Source organism: Pseudarthrobacter sp. NCCP-2145 (genome assembly GCF_023708005.1).
GTDB classification, from domain to species: Bacteria; Actinomycetota; Actinomycetes; order Actinomycetales; family Micrococcaceae; genus Arthrobacter; species Arthrobacter oxydans.
In genome coordinates this window covers 61,640-85,087 of sequence record NZ_BRCG01000002.1, presented here as the reverse complement: position 1 = coordinate 85,087, position 23,448 = coordinate 61,640, and the positions used below count along the sequence as shown (strand labels likewise).

The following is a 23,448-nucleotide window of genomic DNA, read 5'->3' as shown; positions in this document are numbered from 1 at the left end:
CTCCGTAGTTGTCTTTATGACGCGTCTAAAGGACAACTACGGAGCACTCGATGGGGGAACTAGTGGGGATTAGCGGCTGCGCCGTTCGTTGGACGCCGGGGCCGATGCGCGGCGGGGACCGCTGCGGGCGGGACGGCCGGAACCGCCGCCGTTGCCGGCGTAGGATCCGCCGGAGGTGCCGCCGGTGTTGGAGGACCAGACGGCCTTGTTGCCGCCGCCGGCCGAAGCTGCACCGGCGGAGCGGGCGCCACCGGTACGGGCACCTGCACCTGCACCTGCACCTGCTGCTGCACGCTGGCCCGTTGCGGGGCGACCGCTGCGCTGGCCGCCGGAAGCAGCCGGGCGCCCTGAGGAAGCCGGGCGGCCGGTGCCGCCACGCGGGGCGTCACTGCGGGTGACGCGTGACTCTGCACGCCCGTCCGAACCGCGGCCAGCCGATGCACGGCCACCTGCCGCGGGGACGTCGTTGCGGTGCGTGGAGGCCGTGCCGCGTCCGCGGTTGTTGCGGCGGGCAGCTGCTGCCGCCACTGCGCGGTCCTCGTTCTGCTCAGCTACCCGGTCGAAAGCTGCCCGGGCTTCGGTCCGGCCTTCAAAAGCGACGGCACGGCGCTCGGCGCGGGGAAGGTCGGTGCGGGTGGGCTCAGCCGAAACCCGGCCGCGTCCACCGCGTCCGCCACGTCCACCTGCAGTGGGTGCGGCCTGGCGGCGGGCCCGCTTGCGCTCGGCGTTGGCACCGGTGGAGGTGCCGCCGCCCTGCTGTGCGGCCTTCTTGGCCAGCAGCGCTGCGCGGGTGCGCGGATCGATCTTCTCGGCCATTTCGCCCACCAGTTCTGCAACCAGCGGGGAGCTCGCGGTGACGCGCTCGAAGTTGACCTCGACGCCGGCGGCCTTCATCAGCTTCTTGACGTCGGTCTGCTGCTCCGGGAGGGTCAGCGTGACCACGGTGCCGTCGGAACCGGCGCGGGCGGTACGGCCCGAGCGGTGCAGGTACGCCTTGTGCTCGGTGGGCGGGTCGACGTGGATGACCAGTTCGACGTCGTCCACGTGCACGCCGCGGGCTGCGACGTCCGTGGCCACCAGGACGCGGACGTCACCGGAGGAGAACTCGGCCAGGTTGCGGTCGCGGGCGTTCTGCGACAGGTTGCCGTGCAGGTCGACGGCGGGGATGCCGGCGTCGGTCAGGGTCTTGGCGAGCTTGCGGGCGTGGTGCTTGGTCCGCATGAAAAGTACGCGGCGGCCTGCACCGGAGGCAAGCTCAACGATCAGCTGCTTCTTGACGGTCTGGTCGTTGACCACCAGCACGTGGTGCTCCATGGTGGTGACCGCAGCCTGCGGATCGTCCACGGAGTGGGTCAGCGGGTTGGACAGGTAGCGCTGGACGATCTTGTCCACGCCGTTGTCCAGTGTTGCGGAGAAGAGCAGGCGCTGGCCCTGGCTGGGGGTCATGTCCATGAGCTTCTTCACCACGGGCAGGAAGCCGAGGTCGGCCATGTGGTCCGCCTCGTCCAGGACCGTGATCTCCACGGCCTCAAGGGTGAGGACGCGCTGGCGGATCAGGTCCTCCAGGCGGCCGGGGCAGGCGATGACGATGTCGACGCCGGCACGCAGCGCCTTTTCCTGGCGCGCCTGGGAGATGCCGCCGTAGATCACGGTGGTGTTCAGGCCGGCGGCCTTGGCCAGCGGCTCGATGGTGGCGTTGATCTGGGTTGCCAGCTCACGGGTGGGCGCCAGGACCAGGCCCATGGGGCGTCCGGGCTTGCGGAAGTGCTTGGCTTCCCGCTCAGCGAGTCTTGCTACAAGCGGGATGGCGAAAGCGATGGTTTTACCGGATCCGGTCCGGCCGCGGCCCAGGACGTCACGCCCGGACAGCGTGTCCGGGAGGGTCTTGACCTGGATGGGGAACGGTTCAACGATTCCCTGTGCGGTGAGGGTGTCTGCAAGGGCCTTGGGTGTACCGAGGGCAGAAAAAGTAGTCATGTATTTATACGGTCTTTCAGGCGGTATCCAGGCGGATATCGGCCCCCGATGCCGGTTGGACCAGGGGTTCGCCGAAGAAAAGTCAGGTGATCAACCGGGCCGCTGCAAATTTTGGCAGTCAGCCGGGACCAAATGGAACGCGTTCATCGACGCAGGATGTGCCTCTCACATGAAAAAAGCCCAGTCCCTGGCTGGAGGTGTACCTCCGAACAGGAAAACCTGGGCATCACTGCACATCAAGTTCCACCAGTCTAGCATCCCGCCGCCGGCAGGTTTCCCCAGTCCCTCCCCGTTGCCTTGAATGGCGGCGCGGGGCAGGCTTGGGGCATGAGCGAAAACGCGGCCCACCAGCATGACACGCAGCATCACCCGCACGACGGCGGCGCCGGCCTTTCCGGCGGCACGCTTGCCGGGGGCGCGGCGATAGGCGGCCCAGCGGACGCAGCTGCCACCTGGGATGAGCGGTACCGGAGCAAACCCCAGATGTGGAGCGGCAAACCCAACCCGCAACTGGTCCGGGAAGCCGGGGGCCTGCGGCCGGGAAAGGCACTGGACCTGGGCTGCGGTGAGGGCGCGGATGCCATCTGGCTCGCCCAGCAGGGCTGGACCGTCACCGCCGTCGACGTTTCCGCGGTGGCGCTGGACCGGGCCCGCTCGCACGAGAAGGCGGCACTCGCCCGGGAAAGCGTCCATGCCGCGGATGGCGCCATCGCGAGCCGGATCACCTGGCAGCAGGCGGACCTGGAGCAGTGGCAGCCCGGGGCGTCCTTCGACCTGGTGACAGCGCAGTTCCTGCATTCCCAGGAGCTCGCCTGGCAGGGGCCGCTGCGCACGGCCGCGTCAGCGGTCAAGCCCGGCGGCACGCTGCTGGTGGTGGGCCACCACCCGGACCGGCTGCCGCCGTGGGGCGGTGCCGGGCACCACCACCGGGGAATGTTCTACACCGGCGATGAGCTGGTCCAGGAACTGGGACTTGCCGGACCAGGGTGGCAGCTGGAGGTCCAGACCAGCCGGGAGCGGCCGGTGACGGGGCCGGAGGGCCAGCAGGCAACCATCGCCGACGTCGTGGTGCGCGCAACCCGGCTCCCCTGACCCCCGATGGAGTTTTGTCCGGACATGCAGGCTTCCGAGGCCTCACCCCTGCCTTGACAAAAACTCAGGGGGTTTTGGCGGCGGCGACCCGGGGCGCCACGGCGGCTGCGGCGGCGGCAAGCACGGCGGCAAGGCCAAAGACCCCGGCGAAGGAACCCGCCGTCGTCGTAAACGCCGCGAAGACGATGCCCGTGGTGGCGAGCGCCAGCGCCCCGCCCAGGGAATCCGCAATGGACATGGCGGAGCTGTTGAAGCCCTCGTTCTCCTTGGTGGACAGTGCCAGGGTCATCACGCTGAGCCGCGGATACAGCAGCCCCATGCCGCCGCCGGCGGAGATCCAGCCTGCTATGGCGACGGCGGCCGGCCAATTGAGCGCTGCCGTTGCCAGGGCCAGGACCACCGCTCCGAGGACCATCAGCGCCCCGATGCCCACGGCGCGGCGGTGCGGCAGCCCGGCACCCAGCCTGCCCTGGACGGCTGACGCGCCGGCCCAGGACAGTGCCCCGGCGGTGAGGGTCAGGCCCGCGAGGGTGGGCGGGAAGGCGTACTGCTCGATCAGCAGGTAGGGCAGGTAGACCTCCGCGCCGAAGAACCCGGCGGAGGCGAGCCCGCGGGTAAGGATGACGCTGGGCAGGCCGCGCCGGGCAGTGAGGGTGCCCCGGGGAACCAGCGGCCGGACTGCCAGCAGCGCCACAACTACAGCGACGACGGCAAGGGCGCCTGCGGCTGCGGGGATGCCGGGAACGCGCACCTGGGCGGACAGGTTGAGCCCGAGCACCGCGGCGGCGGCCAGCGCTGCCCACGCCAGCCGGCCCACTGCCCAGGGTGTGGCGGGCTGCCCGGCGGGTTTGCTGTCCAGCCTTTTGAGGACAGGGGCGATCATCAGCAGCGCCGGGATCACCAGGCCCACAACGCCCAGGAACACCCAGTGCCAGCTGAAGACCTGCGCCACGACGCCGGCCGCGAACGGGCCCACGAGGGACGGGATCACCCACGCGGCCGAGAACGCCGCGAAGATCTTTGGGTGCAGCGCGCCGGGGTAGATGCGGGCCACCAGCACATACAGCGAGACGGTCAGGGCTCCCCCGCCGAGGCCCTGCACCAGGCGGCCTGCCACGAGCGCCGGCATCGATGCAGCGGTTCCCGCGATCAGCAGTCCCAGCACAAACAACGCGACGGAGGTGTAGAGCGGGGCCGTGGGTCCGCGCCGGTCGGACCAGTTTCCGGCGGCAACCATGCCGATCACCCCGGTGGCCAGCGGACCGGCGAAGGCGAGGGCGTAGAGGGCCGCGCCGTCGAGTTCGCGGCTGACGAGGGGCATGATGGTGGTGACGGCAAGGGATTCAAACGCTGCCAGGAACACCAGGGCGCACGTGCCCACGGTCACCCAGAGGTACGGGCCGGCAAGGATTCCCGACGCCGGACGGGTGGCTGGAACCACGGAATCCTGCACCTTGTCCCTCAGCTGACGTACCTGTTGCGGCCGGCGCGGTACCCGAAGACCGCGGCCAGCAGGCCGACCACCAGGAACAGGACTCCGGCAGCGGTGAAGGACCCGGTGGCCTGATGCAGCTGGCCCACCATCAGCGTCCCGGTGGAGCCCAGCCCGTAGCCCACGCCCTGCATCATGCCGGACAGGTGCGCCGCAGTGTGCCCGTCGCGGGTGCGGAGCATGATCATGGTGAGTGCGACGGCGGTGAGGCTTCCCTGGCCAAGGCCCAGCAGCCCCGCCCACACCCAGACCAGGTCAAGGGGACCGAAGATGCTCAGGGCGAAGCCGCCGCCGGTCATCAGGGCCACCACGGTGTTGATGGCACGCTGGTCCCGGAACCTGGCTGCGAGCGCCGGGGCAAACAGTGAGCCGAGCATCTGCAGCACGATGCACACGGAGACGATCAGCCCGGCCGTGGCTCCGTCCACGCCCCGTTCCCGCAGGATCGGGGCCAGCCAGGCAAAGACGCTGAAGGACATCATGGCCTGCAGCACCATGAAGATGGTCACTTGCCAGGCCACCGCGGAGCGCCACACGTTGACGCCGTCCCTGACAGCCTGGTGCCGGATGCGGGGCTGGCGGAGTGCCACCGGCAGGAAGAGCAAAAGTACGACGGCGGCAGGCGCGGCCCAGAACCACAGCGCCAGGGTCCACTCCCCCGAGGCCGTGTACACCGGGTAGGTGAAGCCCGCCCCGAGTGCCGCCGAGGCGCAGATGGCCGTGGTGTAGAGCCCTCCCATCAAGCCCAGCCGGTGCGGGAAGTCCCGCTTGACCAGCCCGGGCAGCAGGACGTTGCACAGGGCGATGGCGGCTCCGCATGCGGCTGTCCCGGCGAGCAGCCCGGGCAGGTGGCTGGCTCCCGGCAGCTCAACGGGGCGGAGCAGCAGCCCGGCCGTGAGGACGGCCATGGCGCCGAGGAGCACCCGCTCAGCGCCGAACCGCCTGGCGAGGACCGGGGCAAGCGGCGCGAACACTCCCAGCAGGGTGACGGGCACCGTGGTCAGCACCACCACGGCCCAGCCGGGGAGTGCGGCCTGGGCCGTCACTTCGGGCAGGACCGCCGAGAAGCTGGAGAAGACTGTGCGCAGGTTCAGGCCGATCAGGACCAGGCAGAGCCCCAGGTAGGCGAGCTGCCGGCGGCTCCCAACGCGCGTGGGCCCGGCCGCAGGCGACTCATCAACCTCGGCATCCACCAGGGTGCCTGCCGGCTGCTCCCCCGCCGCAGGTTCATCAGTCCGCTGCTTCCTTGCCCCGGCGTTCGTCGCTTCCCTCACCCGCCCATTCTTGCAGGACTTGTTTCCCCGGTTATCCACATACGGGATGCGACATCTTCTGGGGCCTCCGCTGCCTCCGTACCGTGGAGTTGCAGTCAGGCGCAGTCAAACGAGCCGGCCCACGTCATCAGTCATCAGCCCATAAGAGCACCAGGAGAGCAAATGGGTGTTCCGCCACCAAATGAGCCCCCGGAGAAACGGACGGCGCAGCACGAGTCGCTTCGTAAAGCGGAAGCCCATGAAGCTTTCGAAGACCGCAACGTTCGCGGGGCAACAGCCAGCCTGATCTTGGCCATTCTTGCCTTGGCCAGCATGGTTATCACCGCCCCACTGGCCATGTTCGCGATGCTTGCCACCTATCCCTCAGAGGGGCCGTCGGAGATGCCCTGGGTGACCCCCTTGGTGTTCTTCAGCCTGCCGCTCCTTTTTGCTGTACCGTCCCTGGCTTTGGCGATACATGCCATCAATCGCTCACCTGAGTCATCGCCTGACCGGCCGTCGGCGGCTGCCGCCTCATGCATTGCCGGTTTAGTCGTGGCCCTTGCTTTGGGTCCTGCGCTTGACCTGCTGGGGAACCTGTAAGTGAAGCTCCTCTCCTGCGCCGCTATTCTGGAAGGGATGAGCGAATCCCCAGAAAACCCCCAGCAGCCGCATGTCCCGAGGCCCGTCACGCCCGGAACACAGGCTTCCTTCGGCACGTATGGCGGACGGCCGGTGAGCTTTGTCCGCCGCGGCACGCGCCTGCAGGGCCGGCGGCAGGCGGCCTGGGAGGAGCATGCGGAACGGTGGGCTGTGGACGTCCCGCGGCACGTTGCCAACACCTCCGTCCACCCGGATTACACCTTCGACGCCGAAGCGGAGTTTGGCCGAACGGCTCCCCTGATTGTGGAAATCGGCTCCGGCCTGGGCGATGCCGTGTGCCATGCCGCCGAACAGAACCCGGACACGGATTTCCTGGCGGTGGAGGTCTACACCCCGGGCCTGGCCAACACCATCATCAAGATCAACAGCCGCGGACTCAGCAACGTCCGGGTGGTTGAGGCCAATGCCCCGGAGGTTCTGGCCACCATGCTCCCGCCCGGATCCGTCAGTGAGCTCTGGGTCTTTTTCCCCGACCCCTGGCACAAGTCCCGGCACCACAAGCGCCGCCTCATCCAGCCCGAGTTCGCGGACCTTGCGGCGAGGGCGCTGAAACCGGGCGGGCTGTGGCGCATTGCCACCGACTGGTCGAACTACGCCGTCCACGTCCGCGACGTCCTGGCGGACTCCAAAGACTTCGAAAACCTCCACACCGGCGAGCGCCGCGGGCCGGAAAGCCCCCTGACGCAGGTATGGCAGTCCGGCGTCGAGTCCGTGGTGGGCGGGGCCCCGGTCAGGGAAGGCCGGGCTCCCGTCAGCACTGCGCACACCGGACCCAACGAAGGCATCGACGAAACGGGCGGCTGGGCACCCCGCTTCGAAGGAAGGATCCGGACCAGCTTCGAGGCAAAAGCCCACGAGGCCGGGCGGCTGATCTTCGACCTCTGCTACCGCCGGCGCTGACCAGCGCTGGGGACAGGGAGCGGCCAGCGACCGGGTCAGGCCACGCTGATGGCGGCCACAATCTCCTTCAGCATCCCGAGCCTCGGTTCAATGGACGGGTCCGTAGAGGGCCAGATGACCACCACTCCGATGAACCGCCCGTTCTCCCAGACGCCCACTGTCGCTGCAACCTTCGCCGAACCCCCGGCGTCGTTGTAACCCACCACCACGGCGTACGCAGCTTTCCCCGGAAGGTTCAGTTCGCCCTCGGCAAGGAGGGAACCACCCCGCTCTTCCCGGTAGAACTCGGACATCAGGTGCGCCCACCCGTTCGCCTGCGGGGCACCCTGCACGGATGCATCGTCCTTGATGACGGTCACCAGGACGTCGCCCAGGAGTCCGTACTGCTCGGTGTTGGGCCCGGCGGTGGAATCCTCCAGGACCTGGGTGTGCTCGGGGAATTCTGCGGTGAACCCCAGCGGGGATTCGATGTGCACTGACATGGATCACAGCCTCTCGAGCTTGGTGTCGTTGGGCACCTTATAGTACGTGGACACGTTGGTGGTGGCCTGGTGTTCGGTCTTGACCTCCACCTCGCCCACCTTCACGTCAAGGCCCGCCTCGTGGGAGGCGGTGACAACACTGTTGACCTGGACGGTGGCAGACCCGGCCTCGTAGAGCTTCGCCGCGTCCCGGGCCGCGCCGTAGTCATTGCCCAGGGCGACGTTCCGCAGGTAGCTGTCGATGACGTCCCTGTTCTCCGGTGTGTAGTCGACGTTGATCTTCACGGTGCCCTGGCTGCCCACGCTGACGGAGGACTCTACCTTGGCCGCCTTGACGTCCGTGCCTGCCGTGACGCCCTGCGCTACAGTTCCGTCCATTGACACCGTCACCGAATCGATGTTGCTGTCCTTGTCCAGGCTGACCTGCAGGCCGCCCTTGCCGGAGGCTTCGAACACCCGGCCGTCCAGGTTGAGCTTGCCCTGCGCAGAGACCTCGCCGCCCGCCGTCGCGGTCCCGTCCGTGAGGTTCCGTTCGTAGGCCAGGTCCAGCTTCGCGGAGCCGGAGCCGGCGCCTGCCTCCCCCTCTGCTTCAAGGGACAGGGTGCCCTTGGCCTTGTCCGTCTGGCCTGTGGAGCCGTTGTCGCCCGCGGCCTCGTTGATGGTGTCCAGGATGTAGCCCGGCGGGTTGCCGGCCACATCCTTGATCTCGCCCACGCTGTCCGGCGGCAGGTCCCGGTACATCTGTTCCCGGGCCTCCATGGCCTCCTCCACGCTTCCGAACGTGTACTCGCGCGAAACCTCGCCGCTGAGCGTGACTCCCGCAGCGCCGGTGGTGTCATTCACCCCCAGGCCCATGTTCCCGTACACCTTCATGGTGGCGGAGCCGTCAGCGTTCTCCACCACCTCGGTGCCCACTTCGGCGCCGCCGTGGACCCAGGCGACGCGGGCTTCAATGGAAGCCGTGCCGGTCTCGGAGTAGACGGGGATGTCCGCCTTGGCCAGCTCCTGGAGGTGCTGCCTGGCCTCCTCCTGCACGGAGGCGGGGATCCCGCCGTCCATGCGCATGAGGTCCCGGGCAAACGGGCCGGCGTCATTGCCGCCTTCGATCAGGTACTGCCGGTCGGCTGCGGACAGGCTGTCCCACCAGGCGGCCTGCTCTTCCGGGCTTGCCTCCAGCATGCGCTCCAGATCCGACTGCAGCTCCCGGCGGTGTTCAGCGGCTGCTGCTGCGGCGGCTGCCTGTTCCCGCAGCCAGTCCCGGGCCTGGTCAGCCAGTGACGTGATCCGGTCCCAGGCACTGTTCCCGCCGGTCCCGGCCGGGGACGATGACGATGATTTCTCCTGTTCCTCGGCATGCTGCAGCAGGATCCTGGAGTTCTCCCGCAGGCTGGACACCACCTTTTCCAGGCCTGGGCGGTGGCTTCCGCTCCACTCCTGCCGGAACCGGTCACCGTCGCTGCCCTTCCACGGCGCCGACTGGATCTGGCTGTGCAGTGAGCTTGCCTGGGTGCTCAGCGATGACGCCGCCCTGTCGGCGGCCTTGGCCAAGGCCCGCAGCTGGCTGACGTCAGCGCCGTAAAAAGTCATGGTGTTCCCCCGGAAGAAGTTCGCGGTGCGTGTTCAATCGCTGGTCCATATCGTTGCACGGCTGCCACGGCGGGGCGATGGGCATCCCTCCCCATCGCCCCGTGTCACAGGCAACCGGGCGCGGCCTGGCCGGGGCGCAACCGCCGCGGCCAGGCCACAGGGGAGGCTACTGTTCCAGTACCGCCCGGGCGTGGCACGATTGCCCTAGTGTGCAGGGGCGCACAACGGAAGAGCACGTGCACAAAGGAACCGCCATCAAAAGAGAACTGAAGCAGGCCGCCGACGCGGCGGAGAACGTCACCAATTCGCGGACGCTGGAACTGCTGGCCAGGGCCGGGTTTGCGGCCAGCGGGATCCTGCACCTGCTGGTGGGGGCAATCGCCATCCGGCTGGCGTTTGGCGGTACCGGGAACGCGGACTTCAGCGGCGCGGTGGCGGAGCTTGCCACCCAGCCGGCCGGGCCGTTCCTCCTCTGGGCAAGTTTCGCGGCGTGCGCTGCACTGGCGCTGTGGCAGGTCAGCGATGCCATTTTCGACTACAACCACCTGCCCACCAAGGAAAAGGCCGGAAAGAAGGCCAAGGCAGGCGCCCAGGCGCTGGTGTTCGCCGGGCTCGCCCTGACCCTGATGTCCTTTGCCACGGGAACGGGCTCCGGCGGGGACAACCAGAAGACCGCCAGCGACCTGACCATCGCGGTCATGAAGGCTCCCGGCGGCGTGGCCCTGCTGGTCCTGCTCGGTGTCGGCATCGCGGTGACCGGGGTGGTGTACGGCATCCGCGGGGTGAAGAAATCCTTCGAGAAACACCTGGTCATGCCCGCATCCCCCTCGGCGCGGACCGCTGTGACCGTCCTCGGCGTCACCGGGTACGTAGCCAAGGGAACGGTGCTGCTGCTGACGGGCCTGCTGATCGCCATCGCCACCCTGCAGGCGCACCCGGAGGACTCAACCGGGCTCGACGGCGGGCTGCGGGCACTGCGCGACCAGCCCTTCGGGATCTACCTCCTGGCCGCGGTGGGTGCCGGGCTGATCTGTTACGGCGTGTTCATGATGGTGCGGGCCAAGCTGGCCAAAATGAACCGCTAAACCGGTAGCGCCAGGAGAATCAGGGGACGGTCACCACGGCCACGGCGCGCTGCGTGCCGTCCCGCAGTTCCACGCTGGAGATGCTCCCCAGCTGGACGGGCGTGGCCCCCGTGATCCTGACCCTGCCGCTGGGGGTGGCCGTCCAGGCGCAGGCACGGTCCTCGCCACCCGCCCGGTCCCGGACCCACAGGGACAGCGTCCCGTCCTGCGGCAGGCTGCTTCCGTTCACGGCCAGCTCGGTTCCCCAGGTCTTCCGGGCGAGGTCGATGCTGAACTGGAGGCCGCCGGCGGACTGCACCGAGTAGGTGGCGTCCGGCTGCGGCGGCCGGGCCAGGAGCGGACCCGCGGCCAGGCCCAGTGCCAGGCACGCGGCGGCGGCCGCGCCCGCCAGCGCCGTCCACCGCCGTCGTAATGTCCGACGGCGGCGGGCCAGCTTACGCAGCAGCGGCGCGGGATCGGAAGGGGGCAGCGTGTCCGCCGTTCCCGGTGCCACCGTCAGCGCAACAGCGTCCGGCACCGGAAGGGCGTCCAGCATCATGGGAACCTTCTCCAGGCCGGCAAGTTCCTTCCGGCATTGTCCGCACTCCTGCAGGTGGGCTTCAAAGGCCTGCAGATCCTCCGCGTCGAGTCCGCCCAGCAGGTAGGCGCCGAGCAGGTGGTGGGTTTCGGCGCTGTTCACCGTTCCACCCCCATCTCGTCCAGGATGGTCCGCAGCGCCCGCACGGCGTAGTAGGCGCGGGATTTGACGGTGCCGCTGGGGATGTTGAGCTGGACGGCGGCCTCGTTCACGGTGAACCTGCGGTAGTGCAGCGCCACCAGGACGTCCCGGTGTTCCTTGCTCAGCCGCAGCAGCGCCTCCTCGACCAGCACGCGGTTGAGCAGCTCGTCCACTCTCTCCGGAACAGCGGCGGGTTCTGTCAGGCCGCTTTCCAGGGTTTCGGCGGGTCGGCGCCGGGCCCTGCGGTAGTTGTCGATCATGATGTTCCTGGCCGTCCGGTACAGGTAGCTGCGGAGGCTGCCCGTGATCTCGGGGGTGTGCTGCCATACGCGGAGCACCGTTTCCTGCACCACGTCCTCGGCAAGCTGGGGGTCGTGGGAGGCGCTGAGCACGAAGCGGCGCAGGGCTGCGCCGTGGTCGCGGTAGATGGACGCCACCACGTCCTCATCCAGCGGCATGCCGTCCCTCCTGCCGGGCGTCTGCACCACATTCCTGCTTACCACCGTAAAGACGCCGCCCGCGGCCGGAAGGTTCAACCGCCGGCGGCGGCCTGTGTGAACCATTGTTCACCCCGGTGCGTCGTAAGGGTTAGCGTCCGGCGGTCCGACGCCGGGCCCACCAGCAAGGAGCAACGCCATGAAACTCAACGTGGGCGCAGGACTCGCCGTCCTGGCCCTTTCCGCGGCACTGGCTGCCTGCGGCGGCAGCCCGGGAACGGCACCGGCAACCACCAGCCCGGCCGTCACGGAAGGTTCACCGCCGGCCTCTGCAACCGCCCCCGCCGCGTCCGTCACCCCGCCGTCCGCAACGTCCGCCCCGCCGGCAAGTGCCGCCGTCGACCTTAAGACGGCTTCCTCAAGCGCCGGGGACATTGTGGTGGCCGCCAACGGGATGAGCGTGTATTTCTTCACGAAGGACGTGAAGGACTCCGGGACCAGTGCCTGCACGGACGCCTGCCTGGCAGCGTGGCCCCCGGTCACCACCGCCGCTGAGACGCCCCAGGTGGAAGGTGTCACCGGGACCGTAGGCACCATCACGACGCCGGACGGCGCGAAGCAGGTGACGCTGAACGGACTGCCGCTGTACTACTTCGCCAAGGACACGAAGCCCGGCGACATCCTGGGCCATGGCGTGAACGGCGTCTGGTACCTGGCGGATCCGTCCGGCGAAATGATCAGGATGGGTGCATCCGGCTACTGAGCCGGCCTTCCGGTACCCGGCCCTGCTGTCCAGTGCTCAGGCGTCACGGGAGCGGGACGGACGGAAGGTTCCCGGGCAGCGGAACCTGTGACGGGACCGGCACTTCCGGTGCCTTGCCCAGCCCGTCGGCAATGTGCCCGGGCACGTTTTCGGGCACAGCGCCGGGCACGGGGACATCGCCGGGCTTGCCCGGGGTTGTCCCCTGCCCGACGGGGGCCTCCGGCGCAACTGCACCGTCCGACGGCGGGGCGGCGGCCGGGTGCGTGGCTTCGGCCGGGTCCCCGGGAACCGAGGCGGAGCCGCCAGGCGCAGTGCCGGCCGGTGCGGTTCCGGCTGGAGCGGTTCCGGCGGGTGCCGTGGGCAGCGGCGCGGCCGGCTGTTCGCCCTGGTGACCGGCCGGGGATGCGCCGCTCCCCGTCACGAAGGACGTGATGGTGTGGTTCAGCTGCGTGAGCGAGTCACGGATCCCCTGGTCCGAGGCTGCGGCAACAGCCCCGCCGGCACCCAGCGAGACCGCCACGGAGAGGGTGGTGAGGGCAATCCGGCGCTTGGCCCTGCGGCGGGCGGCCAGTTCGTCAACCCGCGGTGACTCTTGGGGGGCAGCGGGACCGGCTGCGGCGCCGGCTGCGGCGGCACCCGGTGCGGCGGCAGCGGCTGCGGCCGCGGCAGGTGCAGCCGCTCCGGCAGGGGCCATCAGCGCCGCAATCGCGGGGGAAGGCTCGGGCGCGGCGTCCGCGAGCGCACGAAGCTCCAGCAGGGCAGGGCGGAGGCGGCCGTCGTCGTCCATGCCTGCCTCAAGCAGCAGCTCGTCGACAAAGGCGTCGCTGCGGGTTCCTGCGGTGTCACTCATGATTCGCCTGGTTTCTCTGGAGCGTTTGTACCTTGAGGTTGTGAAGGGCCCTGCGCTGGAGCTGTTTGATGGCACCGGGGCTCTTGCCCATGATCTGCGCAACTTGGTCGATGGACAGATCGGCCACCACCCGGAGGGCCAGCACTTCCTGGTGTTCCTCGCTGAGTCCATCCAGCAGGGCCACGGCCCCGCCGGTGAGTTCAACGGCGTGGTCCTCCGCGGACGGAGTGGTCCTGGCATCCTGGTGTGGATCGTACGGGCTGAGCTGGGGCCTGCGCTCCAGCCGGCGGTAGTAATCCACCATCCGTGCGTGGGCAATGGAAAAGAGCAGGGACTTGGCGCCCTGGAGTCCCCCGGTAAGTTCGCTGATTTTAGGGTAGAACGCCAGGAACACGTCCTGGGTAACTGCTTCCGGATCGTCCACGCCACGGGCTTTGAGGTATCCCTGCACGGGGCCGGCGAAGGACCTGTAGGCAGCGCCGAAGAGCACAGCCGGGTCTGTTCCGGCCGCACTCTCGAATATGTCGATCTCTTCTTGGGCCAAAGTGCTGAGCACCAGCGGCTCCTCCATCCCAGGACGCGGGGTGCGGCTGTCCGGTTTCCGGAAGGGACAGCCTGTCCCCTGTGTTTCCTGCTGCCTGTCGGCAGGTGCTCCCGGCGGGCCCCCGAACGGGTGGTTGCGTTCGGGGCCCGCCGGGTCTGTCTGTACTGCGGGAACAGGCCTGGGGCCGGTTCCCGCAGTACAGACTAGCGATCAGCCCTTAGCGGACTGAAACGGAGGGGGTGTCCACTACGTTGCCGCCCTGGGCGGGAACAGCAGGGACGGCGGGGACGGCGGGCTTGCCGTCAACGCCGGGAACGGCAGGCACTGCCGGAACGGCCGGGAGCTCGGGGCGCTCAACGTCAACAGCTGCGGAGCCGTTTGCTGCGGCGCCGGCCTCGGCGGCGGCGTCAGCTTCGGTCACGACGTCGGCGCAGTAGCTTTCCACGTTCGCTTCGCCTTCAGCAGCGATCACCAGGGAGGAGAAGCCCTCGGAGGAAGCGTTCAGGCCGCCGTTGGTGAAGGCGGTGCACAGGCCGAATGCTGCGGCGCCGGCTGCGTCAACGGCGGTGTCCGCGGCAGCAGAAGCGGAAGCGTTGGCGGAGGCGTTCTCGTTGGTGGCCTTGGCGTCGGCTGCGGCTGACGCCTCTGCGTCGGCAGCAACGTCGGCGTCGGCGTCTGCTGCGGTCTCGTTGCCGGCCTCGGCAGCGGCCTCGGCGGTGGCTTCCGCGCTGGCCTGCGCGTCACTGGCTGCTTCCGATGCGAGCTCCGGGGCGGGAGCGCCGAAGAGGTCGTGGGCGGTCTGCTGCGCCTGGGCGGGGAGGACGCCGGAAACGGCTGCGGCGCCGGTTCCGCCGACGGCAATGGTGCCGGCTGCCAGGACTCCGGCAGCGACTTTGCTGGTGGCGAGGACGGTGAACAACGACATTTAAAACTCCAAAACCTAGACAACACTTTCGATTCGGGCCCGTCGGGCGGGCCCATCACCTCCTACATCGCAGGGGACGGCGGAAAGGTTACGGGCGTGCAGGAACTTTTTCAGCGCGCCAGCATCGGTGGTCTGCTGACCGTGGAGGCTGGAGCCCGCTCACACCGCGTCGTGGCCCCTGGACATGGCCTCGCCAAGCGTGAGACGTGCCAGAACTGCCTCGATGTTCGCGCGCTACCCCTCCAAGTGAAGTAGTCATCCCTCCGAACGGGATCCCAAGACGACAAAAATCGCGGTTGCGTATTTGTAGTTCGGCCAGGGCTTCACAGTCACCGGTAGTGATCAGTCGGATGCGTGAGGTCATGGGTTTTTCCAGATCGGATCCCGGGGGTAGCCGATTGGCGGGCTTCGGGGCAAGACCCGAGGGGGATGACAAGCCGAGATGCTCGGGCGTCGTAACGGGGAGGCTGGGGTCGGCTAACCTGAACACGAGGTGGTCAGCGGCGTGAGCGTCACGTTGCGCATCGGGAGAAAACAGGGGGAAATATGCGAGTCTTTAAAGCTGGTTTGGTGACGGTCGCGGCAGCGTTCGTGGGCCTCGCGGGAATAGCGACGCCAGCGCAGGCCGCCACAGGATGGGACCGGTGTGAAGCTGGGTACTTCTGTGCGTTCACCGGGCCGAACGGCACTGGAGTGATCGCCCAGTACAAGGTCGGCGATCCGGACCTCTCCGACAATATCGGCCCGACAGGGATGGACGACAACATCGAAAGCATTTGGAACCGTACGGGTTCGATGTGGGGAGTGCATCGGCAGATCGGCGGCCAGCAGGGGTGGGCTATGGGGGCCGGCGCCAAGCTGGGATACCTCGGGGACTTTGCAAACAGGATCAGCGTAATCACCCGCTACTAATCACATATCGGTGTCCTGATCGGGGCCGGGCGCTCAAGCAGCCGTCTCGCGGAAACGCCCAGGTTTCCGCGAGACAGAGTCCCTGATCTTTCAATTTCAGTAGCTGCTGACCCCATTGCTGTGCGGTCAGCTTCTGAAGACGACAGCGGGAATAGTGCTGGTGAACGCCACCGACGGCCGTGGCCACCCCCGCACGTTGCCCCAGTCGGGTCCCCCCTGTGCTTTGGAAGGCTCCAGCACATACATGTCGCCGTTCAGTTCGCCGGCTTCGCGTTCGGTTGCGGTGGTGACCTTGATAGCACCGCCAGCGACCAGCGCATCGACCTGGGCATCCAGGGACTGCCCCCGGGTACTGACCCGGGTATAACCAATCACGTTCCGGCTCACATAGCCGCGTCCCGGGGTCCCGCTTGACTGAAAACAGGTCAAATACCCTCTTTCCCCCTGTTCGACCAGCTTTGATACCGGCAATGGGTTCTGATCAAAAATACCGGCCCCAAACGGCCTTTTTCGGCACCTATTTGTGACTCTCGGCGCTAAATGACGGCTTTTTCACGGCGCTATTTGTCGCATGGCGGAGCCAGCAAGGGGACTCCCCACCGGGGCTGTCCCCTCGCCTGCTTGGGACCGCAGACGACTTGCTTGGCATGTATAGGACTTGCGGCGAGGCGTCACTCAGGTGGAGGTTGCGTTTCCGTGAGATCAACATACTGCTCGCGCTCTGGAATCGCATGAGCGGAATCCGCGGGCGGTGTTCCAGGGTGTTGCAGCCAAGCATTGGATTCCGCGTCTCCGTGCGCGACGATTTCGACAGCGACGGAGTCCCATCGATAAACGTTGGTCCCGCCGGGTGGACGCTGGGACGTGATGTAGAAAAGTCCCGGCCAAGCAAGCTCGCCGATAGGCGGCCCGTCTGGATCAGGGTTCGCCAAGGCAACGCCGGCATCGGCCGCCACATCTCGCCCGACGTGAAATGGTAAACCCACGACATCGGGGACCGTAACCCTGTCGGCGAACCTCTCACTCATTTTCACAATTTACCTCTGAAAGGTGTCTGCTGTAGCGGGTGAACGCCAGCTTGGCGGCAGACGCACTGTGATCGCAAGGGGATCCTGTGGCGGCCACTGGTCAGCGAGCCGTTGGCTTGGCGGACCTCGGCGCTGTGGTTGAAGAGCCGCAGATCATCGTAGACGGATTCGTTTATGGCGGCCTGTTGGGGCCGGGCTGGAGGCGGGCGGGCATAGGTAGTGGGTAGTGGACTGTGTTTGCAATCCGCCCCTTGAAGGTCTTCGCGCCTGAAGCGTAACCTGCACGCAAGAAGCGGAGACTGCAAGGTTGGGCTAGGAGCGCGGCATGAATGTGCTGAGCCAGATACTCGCCGGAGCCACCGGCCTGGCGCTGATAAGCGTTGGCATCCTGGAGGTCTTCTTCCATGGCGACCAACGGTTCCACCGGATCTTTCTGATCAGGCAGGAAAACGTGCACGCAGTCCGGATGTGGGCGATGAATGTTGGCGCCTACAACATCACCTTCGGCTTGGGCATCGCAGTGGGCCTGTGGCTGGTGAACTTCTCAGGCACTCCCGCCAGCGGGTCGGCCATAGTGATCTTCTGCTGCGCGTGCCACGTCTTCCTTGGTTTTTGGCTGTGGGTCACAGAGAAGCGCCTCCTCGTCAGCGCCATCGGCCAGGCGCTCTTCCCGGCGCTGGCAATCGTCTTCTACGTTCTCGTTCACTAGGGGTGGTAGTTGGCGAATGCTAGTGGCGGCGTTTTTTGTTGATTCGCGTCACAGCAGCGCCCGTATGGTGGTGGCTCTACGGACCGCTTGAAGCGTCCGCAAGAGGATCCCTTAGGGGGCAGTCTCGCCGGCGGGGTTGTGGCCGGTCGATTATTCGATGGTGAGCTTTGCAGGGATGACTGTCCGAAGGTTCAGGGCGGCCAGAAAGGCCACCATTTGGTAATCGCCGGCAGGAAGGTTCTTGAGCTCGGGATTATTGCGAAACGCTGGAAGCAGTGTTTCCTGCCCTGGTTTGAGCGTTGGTAACCGTGGGGTGCTTCCTGTGGCGTACCAGCCGTTTCCGATTTGCTCGCCGTGTTGTGTCAGCACTAGGCCTTGGACGTGGGACGTGTCTTCCCCGGTGGGTGTCCACTCCTGCAATGATTCGTTGACGAGGACGACGTTGACCTCAGGCATAGATCCCAACGCCATTGAATAGGTTGTCTTTGCCCAGTCCAGACGCAGCCCAGCCCGGCGTTCCTCTCGGATGGGAATAGGCCCACAGCTGGAGAACGGCATAGCGAACTGCCAACCGTTGTCGTCTCGGGACAGCTGAACGAGCACCCACCTATTGGGTTTACCCTGTGATGGGGCGCCCAGGATCATGGCCTCGTGGGCCCACTCCGGGTGGAAGGTGTGAACGATTCTCCAGCCATTCGACGGGAAGTCATGCGGAGCTCTCGGTGGAAGCCTGTTCTCCGCCGGCAACCAAGCGGAGACGATGTCGTCCCAAGCAGCACCCGGCCCTTCCAGCAGCGAGAGCTTAACGTCCCAATTCCCGAGCTGAACTAGTCTTGGCGTCCCGTCATCATTCCCCATGACCTACATTCTGCCTCGTGACGACGAGGTGAACCGACCGTAAGCCGATCCTCTAACGCTCACTCCTAAGCCGTGGTGTGGTGGTAACCGTGCCTAGAAACCAAGGGAGGCTAACCATGAAGCCGATGAGTCCCGTCCCGAATGGAACCCATAGGTAAGGCGCGAAGCCTGTCGTCAGATTATTTTCGTCCGCAACTATCCCGGCGTGCCAGAGCGCGATTCCGCCGCTTACCAGGAGGGTAATGCTCACCGCCAGCGCTAGCATCGAGATTGCTACCGATTTCCTGATCATGCTGGCCCCCATGGTCTCTTTGTAAATACAAGCGCAAGTTCTCATGCTAGCCGTCCGGATGCTCGCTTAGGCGTCCGTAAGCGGGTCCTCCATTGTGCTACTCCGAGGAGCTGGAGATCGGTGAGTGGCGATGAGATGAGTCGCGTCGCGTCGCCGACTTAGATGCCTTTGATTTCGTAGTGGCGATCAATGTTCGCAGTTACCCTGCCCCATTCGCTTTCGGCGACTCGCAGCTGGTGCGCTCGGAACGACTCAGCATCCTGAAATTTCTCGTCAACCTGCCAGATCAGCGGGTTTTCGGTGACGACCACCTCGAAGAACAGGCACCCTTGCTCAGCGCGCGTCAGCTCGATGTGCACTGGGAGGAACTCTGCAACGAGCACCGCCTCGTTCTGATTGCCACAGACGAGTTGGCCGCTAAGGAAGACGTTACTCACAGAGCCATCCTTGCACCGCTCGACGCAGGGCTTAGAACGTCGTTTGGTGAAGGGCCGGCTATCAGGCGCCAAAGGGGTGACATTTATCGCGGTGAAAAAGCCTTCATTATCGCTGCGATTTACATAGCGGGGATAGATGACACCTCCAGCCGCCCGTTAGCGGATCCATCAACGTGCTACTCGTGACGACCCTGAACAATCCGCTACTTGAATGGAGCTACCAAATCCGGTGCCAGGCGTTCTTTTTCCCTGACCGAATCAAGAACAAGATACCCGTTGGAAGAAGAACAGTTCCTGACACCAGCATTACTGCATGAACAGGCGTCGACGGGCAGCCGGCGGAAGTATCGTCTTCAGCGCATGTGATTCCAGGCTGAAGGAAACCCACTGCGATCAGCCCTAAAGCCATGCATAACGTAGCTACCCCAATAAAGCCCCAAGCCCAGTTCTTCATCCGTCCATCAGACCATGCTTAGCGCCGCGCGGAGACGGGCAAGACCCAGAGTCGTCCATTTGGGGATCCCGCACCGGGCGCCTTGGTGCCAACCAGCAATGTAGAGGGTAAGAAAAGCTAAGGCCTTTCCGAGTGCGGCCTGTTCAGGTGGTGGTAAGGCAAATACGATCTCAGAATGAACGCTGAGACAAAGTACAACGGGAGAAATCCTCGTGGCATCGCCCGAGTCCTAGCTGCGGTACTGGGTTTTGGCATCGTGTTCCTTGTAATCGGATACGTTATGGGTTTGCGGAACACGACCCCTCAATATGCTTGGATTTTAGGCGCGGCGCTCCTGTGCTTTGTGGCGGCTCTCGTCATCCTGATGCGAAATTTCATGAGCCAGGCACGCGGCAATACCAATTCGCTTCCCCGATCTTCTGGTTGGATCGTTGGCGGACTGATGGCCTTATCAGGAGCACTTTTGGTGTGGGGAACCTTCGTGGATCAGATCGCCGCCTAGGCAGGATGAATCCTGCCCCGACCCAGATCGAAGTCGCCCGTTAGCCGGTCCCCAGCCGGGTCAGTGCGACAGACAGATGATTTCCATTGAGGAGCGTGGCATCCCGGTGCCCGACGATTCCCGTAAGACCCGCCCGCAAAATTGCCCGGTGAAGGTGCCCCAAACGCTACACATCAAATCGCCTCGAAACCCTTGGGAGACAGTCACGTCTCGGGGACCAGGTGAGGACCGCGGCGGCACCACTGCAATCGTCGCGGCATCGTGGAGTTCGTCCCCCGGCCGGTGACTCCCGTAAATATGTCCCGTAGCCCCCAGCCCGATTCCGTGTACTGACTCTCTACCTTAAATCCGCATTCCCGGCCGAAGCCAACGGCAGCATGCGTTCCCAGAAGTCCTCCGGGATGCTCCACTGCGCCAGGCGTGCCGCTTCGGCCACCCGCTCTGGCTCCGCCATCCCCACGATGGTTGAGGTGATGCGGGGATCGCGGGTGGAGAACTGCAGGGCCGCGGCGGCGAGCGGCACCGAATACTCGCGGCAGAGCTCCTGCATCTCCCGGACACGGCCCAGCAGTTCCGGGCTGGCCGGCCGGTAACAGTAGTTGGCGGTGGCATCGGGCCCCTTCACCAGCAGGCCGCCGCCAAAAGGCGCGGCATTGATGAAGGCGACGCCCCGCCGTCGTGCGTCCTCGATGAGCGGCTCCGCCGTCTGGTCCACCAGCGTGTACCGGTTGTGGCTGATCACCACGTCGAACACCTCCAGGGCCAGGTACTTCAGTTCCAGGTCGATGGGTCCGCCGGCCACGCCGAGGTGCCCAATCACCCCCTGGTCCCTCAGATCAACGAGCGCCTCCAACGGCCCGCCCGCCGCAACACCCTCCCCGAAGCTGATCTTCTCCGGATCATGGAGGTGGACCAGCGGCAGCCTGTCCAGCCCCAGCCGCTCAAGGCTTTCCTCCACGCTGCGCCGGACACGGTCCCCGGAGTAGTCCGCCGTCCCCAGGATGGGATCCACCTTCGTGGACAGGACAAAGCCCGCCGGCAGCCCGCCCGCCTCCCGGATGGCCTGCCCGATCCAGAACTCGCTGCCGCCGTCGTGCCCGTATTCGTTGGAGGTGTCCAGGAAATTGAAGGGCCCGGCCAGGGCGGCGCGGACGGCCGCCACTGCCGTTGCCGTCCGCTCCGCCGCGGTGCCGTTCCGCGGGTGGTTTCCCAGCGAACTCGTGCCGACGCATACATCGGTGACAGGGAGGCCGGTGCGGCCCAGGGTTTTCATGGCTGCGGGTATCCTCGCCTCGGTGACAGATTCCATCAGGCTACGACGGCGGACACGTCGCCGCCGCTGACGGTCACCTCAAAGTCCGTGGTGGAACCGTCCGGCGAGGGCACAGCAATGTGCCGTGTCCCGTCCGCCGCGGCGAACGCCCGGAACTGCATGTCCCGTGCCCAGTCGTAGTCCGGCCGGTCCGACACTGTACCGATGGGCAGCACAGCCCCTTCCCTGACCCACGTGGCAGCCTGCATCACCGAATACTCCTTGCGGTGCCAGCGCGGGCCCGCCAGCTGCTCCCCTGTTTCCAGGTGCGTCCAGGTGCCCTCGGGCAGGTAGAAGGACACGGTGCCGGACGGGTCCATGACCGGTGCCACCAGGATGTCCGGCCCCAGCATGTACTGCCGGTCCAGGTGCGCGCAGCCCGGGTCCTCGGGGAACTCCATAAAGAGCGGACGCATCAGGGGAATCCCCTCCGCGTACGCCTGCTCCGCCGCCATCTGCAGGTAGGGCATCAGCCGCATCTTCTGCTCCGTGAAGTGCCGGAGCACGTCCACGGATTCCTCATCCACCAGCCACGGCACACGGTAGGAGTTGGACCCGTGCAGCCTTGAGTGGGAGGACAGCAGCCCGAACGCGATCCACCGCTTGAAGATTTCCGGCTCGGGCGTGCCCTCAAAGCCGCCGATGTCGTGGCTCCAGAAGGAGAAGCCCGACGCCGCCAGGGACAGCCCGCCGCGCAGCGATTCAGCCATGGCAGCGAACGTGGATTCGCAGTCCCCGCCCCAGTGCACCGGCATGGTCTGGCCGCCGGCCGTGGCGGATCGCGCAAACACCACGGCTTCGCCTTCGCCCAGCTCCTTGGACAACAGGTCGAAAACCGTCCTGTTGTACAGCTGCGCGTAGTAGTTGTGCATCCTGTCCGGATCGGACCCGTCGTGCCACACCACATCGGTGGGGATGCGCTCGCCGAAGTCCGTCTTGAACGAGTCCACGCCCTGGCCCAGCAGGCCGCGGAGCTTGTCTTGGTACCAGAGCACGGCGTCCGGGTTGGTGAAGTCCACCAGCCCCATGCCGGCCTGCCACATGTCCCACTGCCACACCGACCCGTCCGGCCGCTTGACCAGGAAGCCCCGCTCCAGCCCCTCCCGGAACAGGTGCGAGCGCTGGGCGATGTACGGGTTGATCCAGACGCAGACCTTGAGCCCCCGGTCGTGGAGCCGGGCCAGCATGCCTTCCGGGTCCGGGAACGTGGCGGGGTCCCAGACGAAGTCGCTCCAGTGGAAGGACCTCATCCAATGGCAGTCGAAGTGGAAGACGGACAGGGGCAGCTTCCGCTCCTCCATGCCGTCAATGAACGAGTTCACGGTCTTTTCGTCGTAGTCCGTGGTGAAGGAGGTGGAGAGCCACAGGCCGTAGGACCAGGCCGGGATCCGCGATGGCCGCCCGGTCAGTTCGGTGTACCGGCGGATGATGTCCTTGGGCGAGGGCCCGTGGATGATGAAGTACTGGAGCCTCTGGCCCTCCACGCTGAACTGGGTTCGGGACACCACCTCCGACCCCACCTCGAAGGACACCTTCTCCGGGTGGTTCACGAACACCCCGTAGCCGTCGTTGGTGATGAAGAACGGCACGTTCTTGTAGGCGAGGTCGCTGGAGGTGCCGCCGTCCTCGTTCCAGATGTCCACCGACTGGCCGTTCTTGACGAACGCGCCGAAGCGCTCGCCCAGGCCGTACACGTTGGTGCCCACGCCCAGGCTGAGCTGTTCGTGCACAAAGGTCCGCCCGCCGTCGTCCGTGATGACGCCGACGCTGCGCGGCGTGGAGGTGGTCAGCAGCCTGCCGTTCCCCAGGAAATCGACGCCCCAGTCCCCGGCCGTGCTGATCCGTGCCGTGAGCCCGCCGGAGGTGATGCTGGCCGTGTCCGCGTCCCGGCTGAACTGCGGCGCCGGTCCCGTGCGGTTCACGTCAAAGTGCGGGCCGTTGTCCAGCCCGCCCTGGAAGTGCTCGATGGTCACGCCGATGACGTCCGGCAGGGGCGCGTCGAAGGTGACCGTCAGCTGGGGAAGGTTCAGGGCATCGCCGCGGGACGTGATGCGCTTGGTGGGTGCGTAGACCGTCAGGCTCCGCTCGTCCTCCACAACGTCGGAAACGTCGCGCGGGTGCAGCGCCGAGAAGCCTTTGCGGTACAGCCAGTAGCCGTCGGTAAATTTCATGGGAT

23 protein-coding genes are annotated in these 23,448 nt (G+C 66.4%); 8 read left to right on the top strand and 15 right to left on the bottom strand.

All coding sequences use genetic code 11. From position 1 onward, the window contains the following. Positions 1-69: 69 nt before the first annotated feature. Complete coding sequence (locus tag NFU08_RS01900) at positions 70-1,977, bottom strand: DEAD/DEAH box helicase (RefSeq protein ID WP_251420285.1); 1,908 nt, start codon at positions 1,975-1,977, stop codon at positions 70-72. A 327-nt stretch (positions 1,978-2,304) separates the two neighbouring features. Here NFU08_RS01900 and NFU08_RS01895 point away from each other — a divergent pair, with 327 nt between their 5' ends. Continuing rightward, positions 2,305-3,069 carry a bifunctional 2-polyprenyl-6-hydroxyphenol methylase/3-demethylubiquinol 3-O-methyltransferase UbiG gene (locus NFU08_RS01895; RefSeq protein ID WP_174175213.1) on the top strand — a complete coding sequence of 255 codons (765 nt, stop codon included), beginning with the start codon at positions 2,305-2,307 and terminating at the stop codon, positions 3,067-3,069. A gap of 64 nt (positions 3,070-3,133) precedes the next feature. Here NFU08_RS01895 and NFU08_RS01890 read toward each other — a convergent pair whose 3' ends face one another. Together NFU08_RS01890 and NFU08_RS01885 are read right to left on the bottom strand one after the other, a co-directional pair. Beyond that, entirely contained in the window at positions 3,134-4,522 is a 1,389-nt protein-coding gene (locus tag NFU08_RS01890) for an MFS transporter (protein WP_251420283.1), read from the bottom strand. A gap of 8 nt (positions 4,523-4,530) precedes the next feature. Beyond that, positions 4,531-5,835: an MFS transporter gene (locus NFU08_RS01885; protein WP_251420281.1), complete on the bottom strand. Its 1,305-nt coding sequence runs from the start codon at positions 5,833-5,835 to the stop codon at positions 4,531-4,533. 162 nt (positions 5,836-5,997) lie between these two features. Here NFU08_RS01885 and NFU08_RS01880 point away from each other — a divergent pair, with 162 nt between their 5' ends. After that, positions 5,998-6,417, top strand: coding sequence for a hypothetical protein (locus NFU08_RS01880; protein WP_251420280.1), 420 nt, complete (start codon positions 5,998-6,000; stop codon positions 6,415-6,417). Between the two features lie 36 nt (positions 6,418-6,453). Continuing rightward, positions 6,454-7,377, top strand: coding sequence for a tRNA (guanosine(46)-N7)-methyltransferase TrmB (gene trmB / locus NFU08_RS01875; RefSeq protein ID WP_174175221.1), 924 nt, complete (start codon positions 6,454-6,456; stop codon positions 7,375-7,377). A gap of 35 nt (positions 7,378-7,412) precedes the next feature. Here the strand turns inward: trmB and NFU08_RS01870 are convergent, their stop codons facing one another. Together NFU08_RS01870 and NFU08_RS01865 are read right to left on the bottom strand one after the other, a co-directional pair. Beyond that, positions 7,413-7,859, bottom strand: a complete 447-nt coding sequence (locus tag NFU08_RS01870) for a hypothetical protein (RefSeq protein WP_188731251.1) — start codon at positions 7,857-7,859, stop codon at positions 7,413-7,415. A gap of 3 nt (positions 7,860-7,862) precedes the next feature. Further along, on the bottom strand, positions 7,863-9,446 hold the full coding sequence (locus NFU08_RS01865) for a hypothetical protein (RefSeq protein WP_251420278.1): 1,584 nt from the start codon (positions 9,444-9,446) through the stop codon (positions 7,863-7,865). 236 nt (positions 9,447-9,682) lie between these two features. Between NFU08_RS01865 and NFU08_RS01860 the strand changes: the two genes are divergently transcribed. Continuing rightward, a complete protein-coding gene (locus NFU08_RS01860; protein WP_251420277.1) occupies positions 9,683-10,531 on the top strand; it encodes a DUF1206 domain-containing protein in 849 nt (282 codons plus the stop codon). 19 nt (positions 10,532-10,550) lie between these two features. On the opposite strand, the gene NFU08_RS01855 is transcribed toward NFU08_RS01860, so the two are convergent. Then, positions 10,551-11,210: an anti-sigma factor gene (locus NFU08_RS01855; RefSeq protein WP_251420276.1), complete on the bottom strand. Its 660-nt coding sequence runs from the start codon at positions 11,208-11,210 to the stop codon at positions 10,551-10,553. Next, positions 11,207-11,707, bottom strand: a complete 501-nt coding sequence (locus NFU08_RS01850) for a sigma-70 family RNA polymerase sigma factor (RefSeq protein ID WP_104186485.1) — start codon at positions 11,705-11,707, stop codon at positions 11,207-11,209. Before NFU08_RS01850 ends, NFU08_RS01855 begins: the two co-directional genes overlap by 4 nt. Positions 11,708-11,885: 178 nt before the next feature. Between NFU08_RS01850 and NFU08_RS01845 the strand changes: the two genes are divergently transcribed. Next, positions 11,886-12,449, top strand: a complete 564-nt coding sequence (locus NFU08_RS01845; protein WP_174175231.1) for a hypothetical protein — start codon at positions 11,886-11,888, stop codon at positions 12,447-12,449. A 43-nt stretch (positions 12,450-12,492) separates the two neighbouring features. Here the strand turns inward: NFU08_RS01845 and NFU08_RS01840 are convergent, their stop codons facing one another. The 3 genes from NFU08_RS01840 to NFU08_RS01830 form a co-directional block, all read right to left on the bottom strand. Continuing rightward, complete coding sequence (locus NFU08_RS01840) at positions 12,493-13,299, bottom strand: hypothetical protein (RefSeq protein ID WP_174175233.1); 807 nt, start codon at positions 13,297-13,299, stop codon at positions 12,493-12,495. Beyond that, the gene (locus NFU08_RS01835; RefSeq protein WP_174175234.1) at positions 13,292-13,870 is read right to left on the bottom strand and encodes an RNA polymerase sigma factor; all 579 of its coding nucleotides are present in this window, start codon (positions 13,868-13,870) and stop codon (positions 13,292-13,294) included. The genes NFU08_RS01840 and NFU08_RS01835 overlap by 8 nt, the downstream gene beginning before the upstream one ends. Before the next feature lie 190 nt (positions 13,871-14,060). Further along, complete coding sequence (locus NFU08_RS01830; protein ID WP_174175236.1) at positions 14,061-14,768, bottom strand: protein tyrosine phosphatase; 708 nt, start codon at positions 14,766-14,768, stop codon at positions 14,061-14,063. A gap of 546 nt (positions 14,769-15,314) precedes the next feature. On the opposite strand from NFU08_RS01830, the gene NFU08_RS01825 reads away from it, so the two are divergent. Continuing rightward, on the top strand, positions 15,315-15,680 hold the full coding sequence (locus NFU08_RS01825; RefSeq protein WP_188812199.1) for a peptidase inhibitor family I36 protein: 366 nt from the start codon (positions 15,315-15,317) through the stop codon (positions 15,678-15,680). Between the two features lie 126 nt (positions 15,681-15,806). Here the strand turns inward: NFU08_RS01825 and NFU08_RS01820 are convergent, their stop codons facing one another. Beyond that, positions 15,807-16,055 (bottom strand): hypothetical protein, encoded by a 249-nt coding sequence (locus NFU08_RS01820; RefSeq protein ID WP_251420275.1) that lies wholly within the window; start codon positions 16,053-16,055, stop codon positions 15,807-15,809. A gap of 978 nt (positions 16,056-17,033) precedes the next feature. On the opposite strand from NFU08_RS01820, the gene NFU08_RS01815 reads away from it, so the two are divergent. Beyond that, on the top strand, positions 17,034-17,417 hold the full coding sequence (locus NFU08_RS01815; RefSeq protein WP_188812198.1) for a DUF1304 family protein: 384 nt from the start codon (positions 17,034-17,036) through the stop codon (positions 17,415-17,417). A gap of 150 nt (positions 17,418-17,567) precedes the next feature. Here the strand turns inward: NFU08_RS01815 and NFU08_RS01810 are convergent, their stop codons facing one another. Continuing rightward, positions 17,568-18,275: a hypothetical protein gene (locus tag NFU08_RS01810; protein WP_188812197.1), complete on the bottom strand. Its 708-nt coding sequence runs from the start codon at positions 18,273-18,275 to the stop codon at positions 17,568-17,570. Positions 18,276-18,725: 450 nt separating this feature from the next. Then, entirely contained in the window at positions 18,726-19,004 is a 279-nt protein-coding gene (locus tag NFU08_RS01805) for a putative quinol monooxygenase (protein ID WP_251420274.1), read from the bottom strand. 629 nt (positions 19,005-19,633) lie between these two features. On the opposite strand from NFU08_RS01805, the gene NFU08_RS01800 reads away from it, so the two are divergent. After that, positions 19,634-19,960, top strand: coding sequence for a hypothetical protein (locus NFU08_RS01800; RefSeq protein WP_251420273.1), 327 nt, complete (start codon positions 19,634-19,636; stop codon positions 19,958-19,960). A 337-nt stretch (positions 19,961-20,297) separates the two neighbouring features. On the opposite strand, the gene NFU08_RS01795 is transcribed toward NFU08_RS01800, so the two are convergent. Continuing rightward, positions 20,298-21,233 (bottom strand): aldo/keto reductase, encoded by a 936-nt coding sequence (locus NFU08_RS01795; protein WP_251420272.1) that lies wholly within the window; start codon positions 21,231-21,233, stop codon positions 20,298-20,300. Positions 21,234-21,268: 35 nt separating this feature from the next. Continuing rightward, complete coding sequence (gene yicI, locus NFU08_RS01790) at positions 21,269-23,443, bottom strand: alpha-xylosidase (protein WP_251420271.1); 2,175 nt, start codon at positions 23,441-23,443, stop codon at positions 21,269-21,271. Positions 23,444-23,448: the final 5 nt, after the last annotated feature.

Coding starts and splice junctions, on each gene's coding strand:
- NFU08_RS01880 (WP_251420280.1), top strand. CDS start 5,998: ATGGGTGTTCCGCCACCAAATGAGCCCCCGGAGAAACGGACGGCGCAG.
- NFU08_RS01795 (WP_251420272.1), bottom strand. CDS start 21,233: ATGAAAACCCTGGGCCGCACCGGCCTCCCTGTCACCGATGTATGCGTC.
- NFU08_RS01810 (WP_188812197.1), bottom strand. CDS start 18,275: ATGGGGAATGATGACGGGACGCCAAGACTAGTTCAGCTCGGGAATTGG.
- NFU08_RS01895 (WP_174175213.1), top strand. CDS start 2,305: ATGAGCGAAAACGCGGCCCACCAGCATGACACGCAGCATCACCCGCAC.
- NFU08_RS01825 (WP_188812199.1), top strand. CDS start 15,315: ATGCGAGTCTTTAAAGCTGGTTTGGTGACGGTCGCGGCAGCGTTCGTG.
- yicI (WP_251420271.1), bottom strand. CDS start 23,443: ATGAAATTTACCGACGGCTACTGGCTGTACCGCAAAGGCTTCTCGGCG.
- NFU08_RS01800 (WP_251420273.1), top strand. CDS start 19,634: ATGAACGCTGAGACAAAGTACAACGGGAGAAATCCTCGTGGCATCGCC.
- NFU08_RS01900 (WP_251420285.1), bottom strand. CDS start 1,977: ATGACTACTTTTTCTGCCCTCGGTACACCCAAGGCCCTTGCAGACACC.
- NFU08_RS01845 (WP_174175231.1), top strand. CDS start 11,886: ATGAAACTCAACGTGGGCGCAGGACTCGCCGTCCTGGCCCTTTCCGCG.
- NFU08_RS01835 (WP_174175234.1), bottom strand. CDS start 13,870: ATGGAGGAGCCGCTGGTGCTCAGCACTTTGGCCCAAGAAGAGATCGAC.
- trmB (WP_174175221.1), top strand. CDS start 6,454: ATGAGCGAATCCCCAGAAAACCCCCAGCAGCCGCATGTCCCGAGGCCC.
- NFU08_RS01840 (WP_174175233.1), bottom strand. CDS start 13,299: ATGAGTGACACCGCAGGAACCCGCAGCGACGCCTTTGTCGACGAGCTG.
- NFU08_RS01870 (WP_188731251.1), bottom strand. CDS start 7,859: ATGTCAGTGCACATCGAATCCCCGCTGGGGTTCACCGCAGAATTCCCC.
- NFU08_RS01815 (WP_188812198.1), top strand. CDS start 17,034: ATGAATGTGCTGAGCCAGATACTCGCCGGAGCCACCGGCCTGGCGCTG.
- NFU08_RS01865 (WP_251420278.1), bottom strand. CDS start 9,446: ATGACTTTTTACGGCGCTGACGTCAGCCAGCTGCGGGCCTTGGCCAAG.
- NFU08_RS01850 (WP_104186485.1), bottom strand. CDS start 11,707: ATGCCGCTGGATGAGGACGTGGTGGCGTCCATCTACCGCGACCACGGC.
- NFU08_RS01830 (WP_174175236.1), bottom strand. CDS start 14,768: ATGTCGTTGTTCACCGTCCTCGCCACCAGCAAAGTCGCTGCCGGAGTC.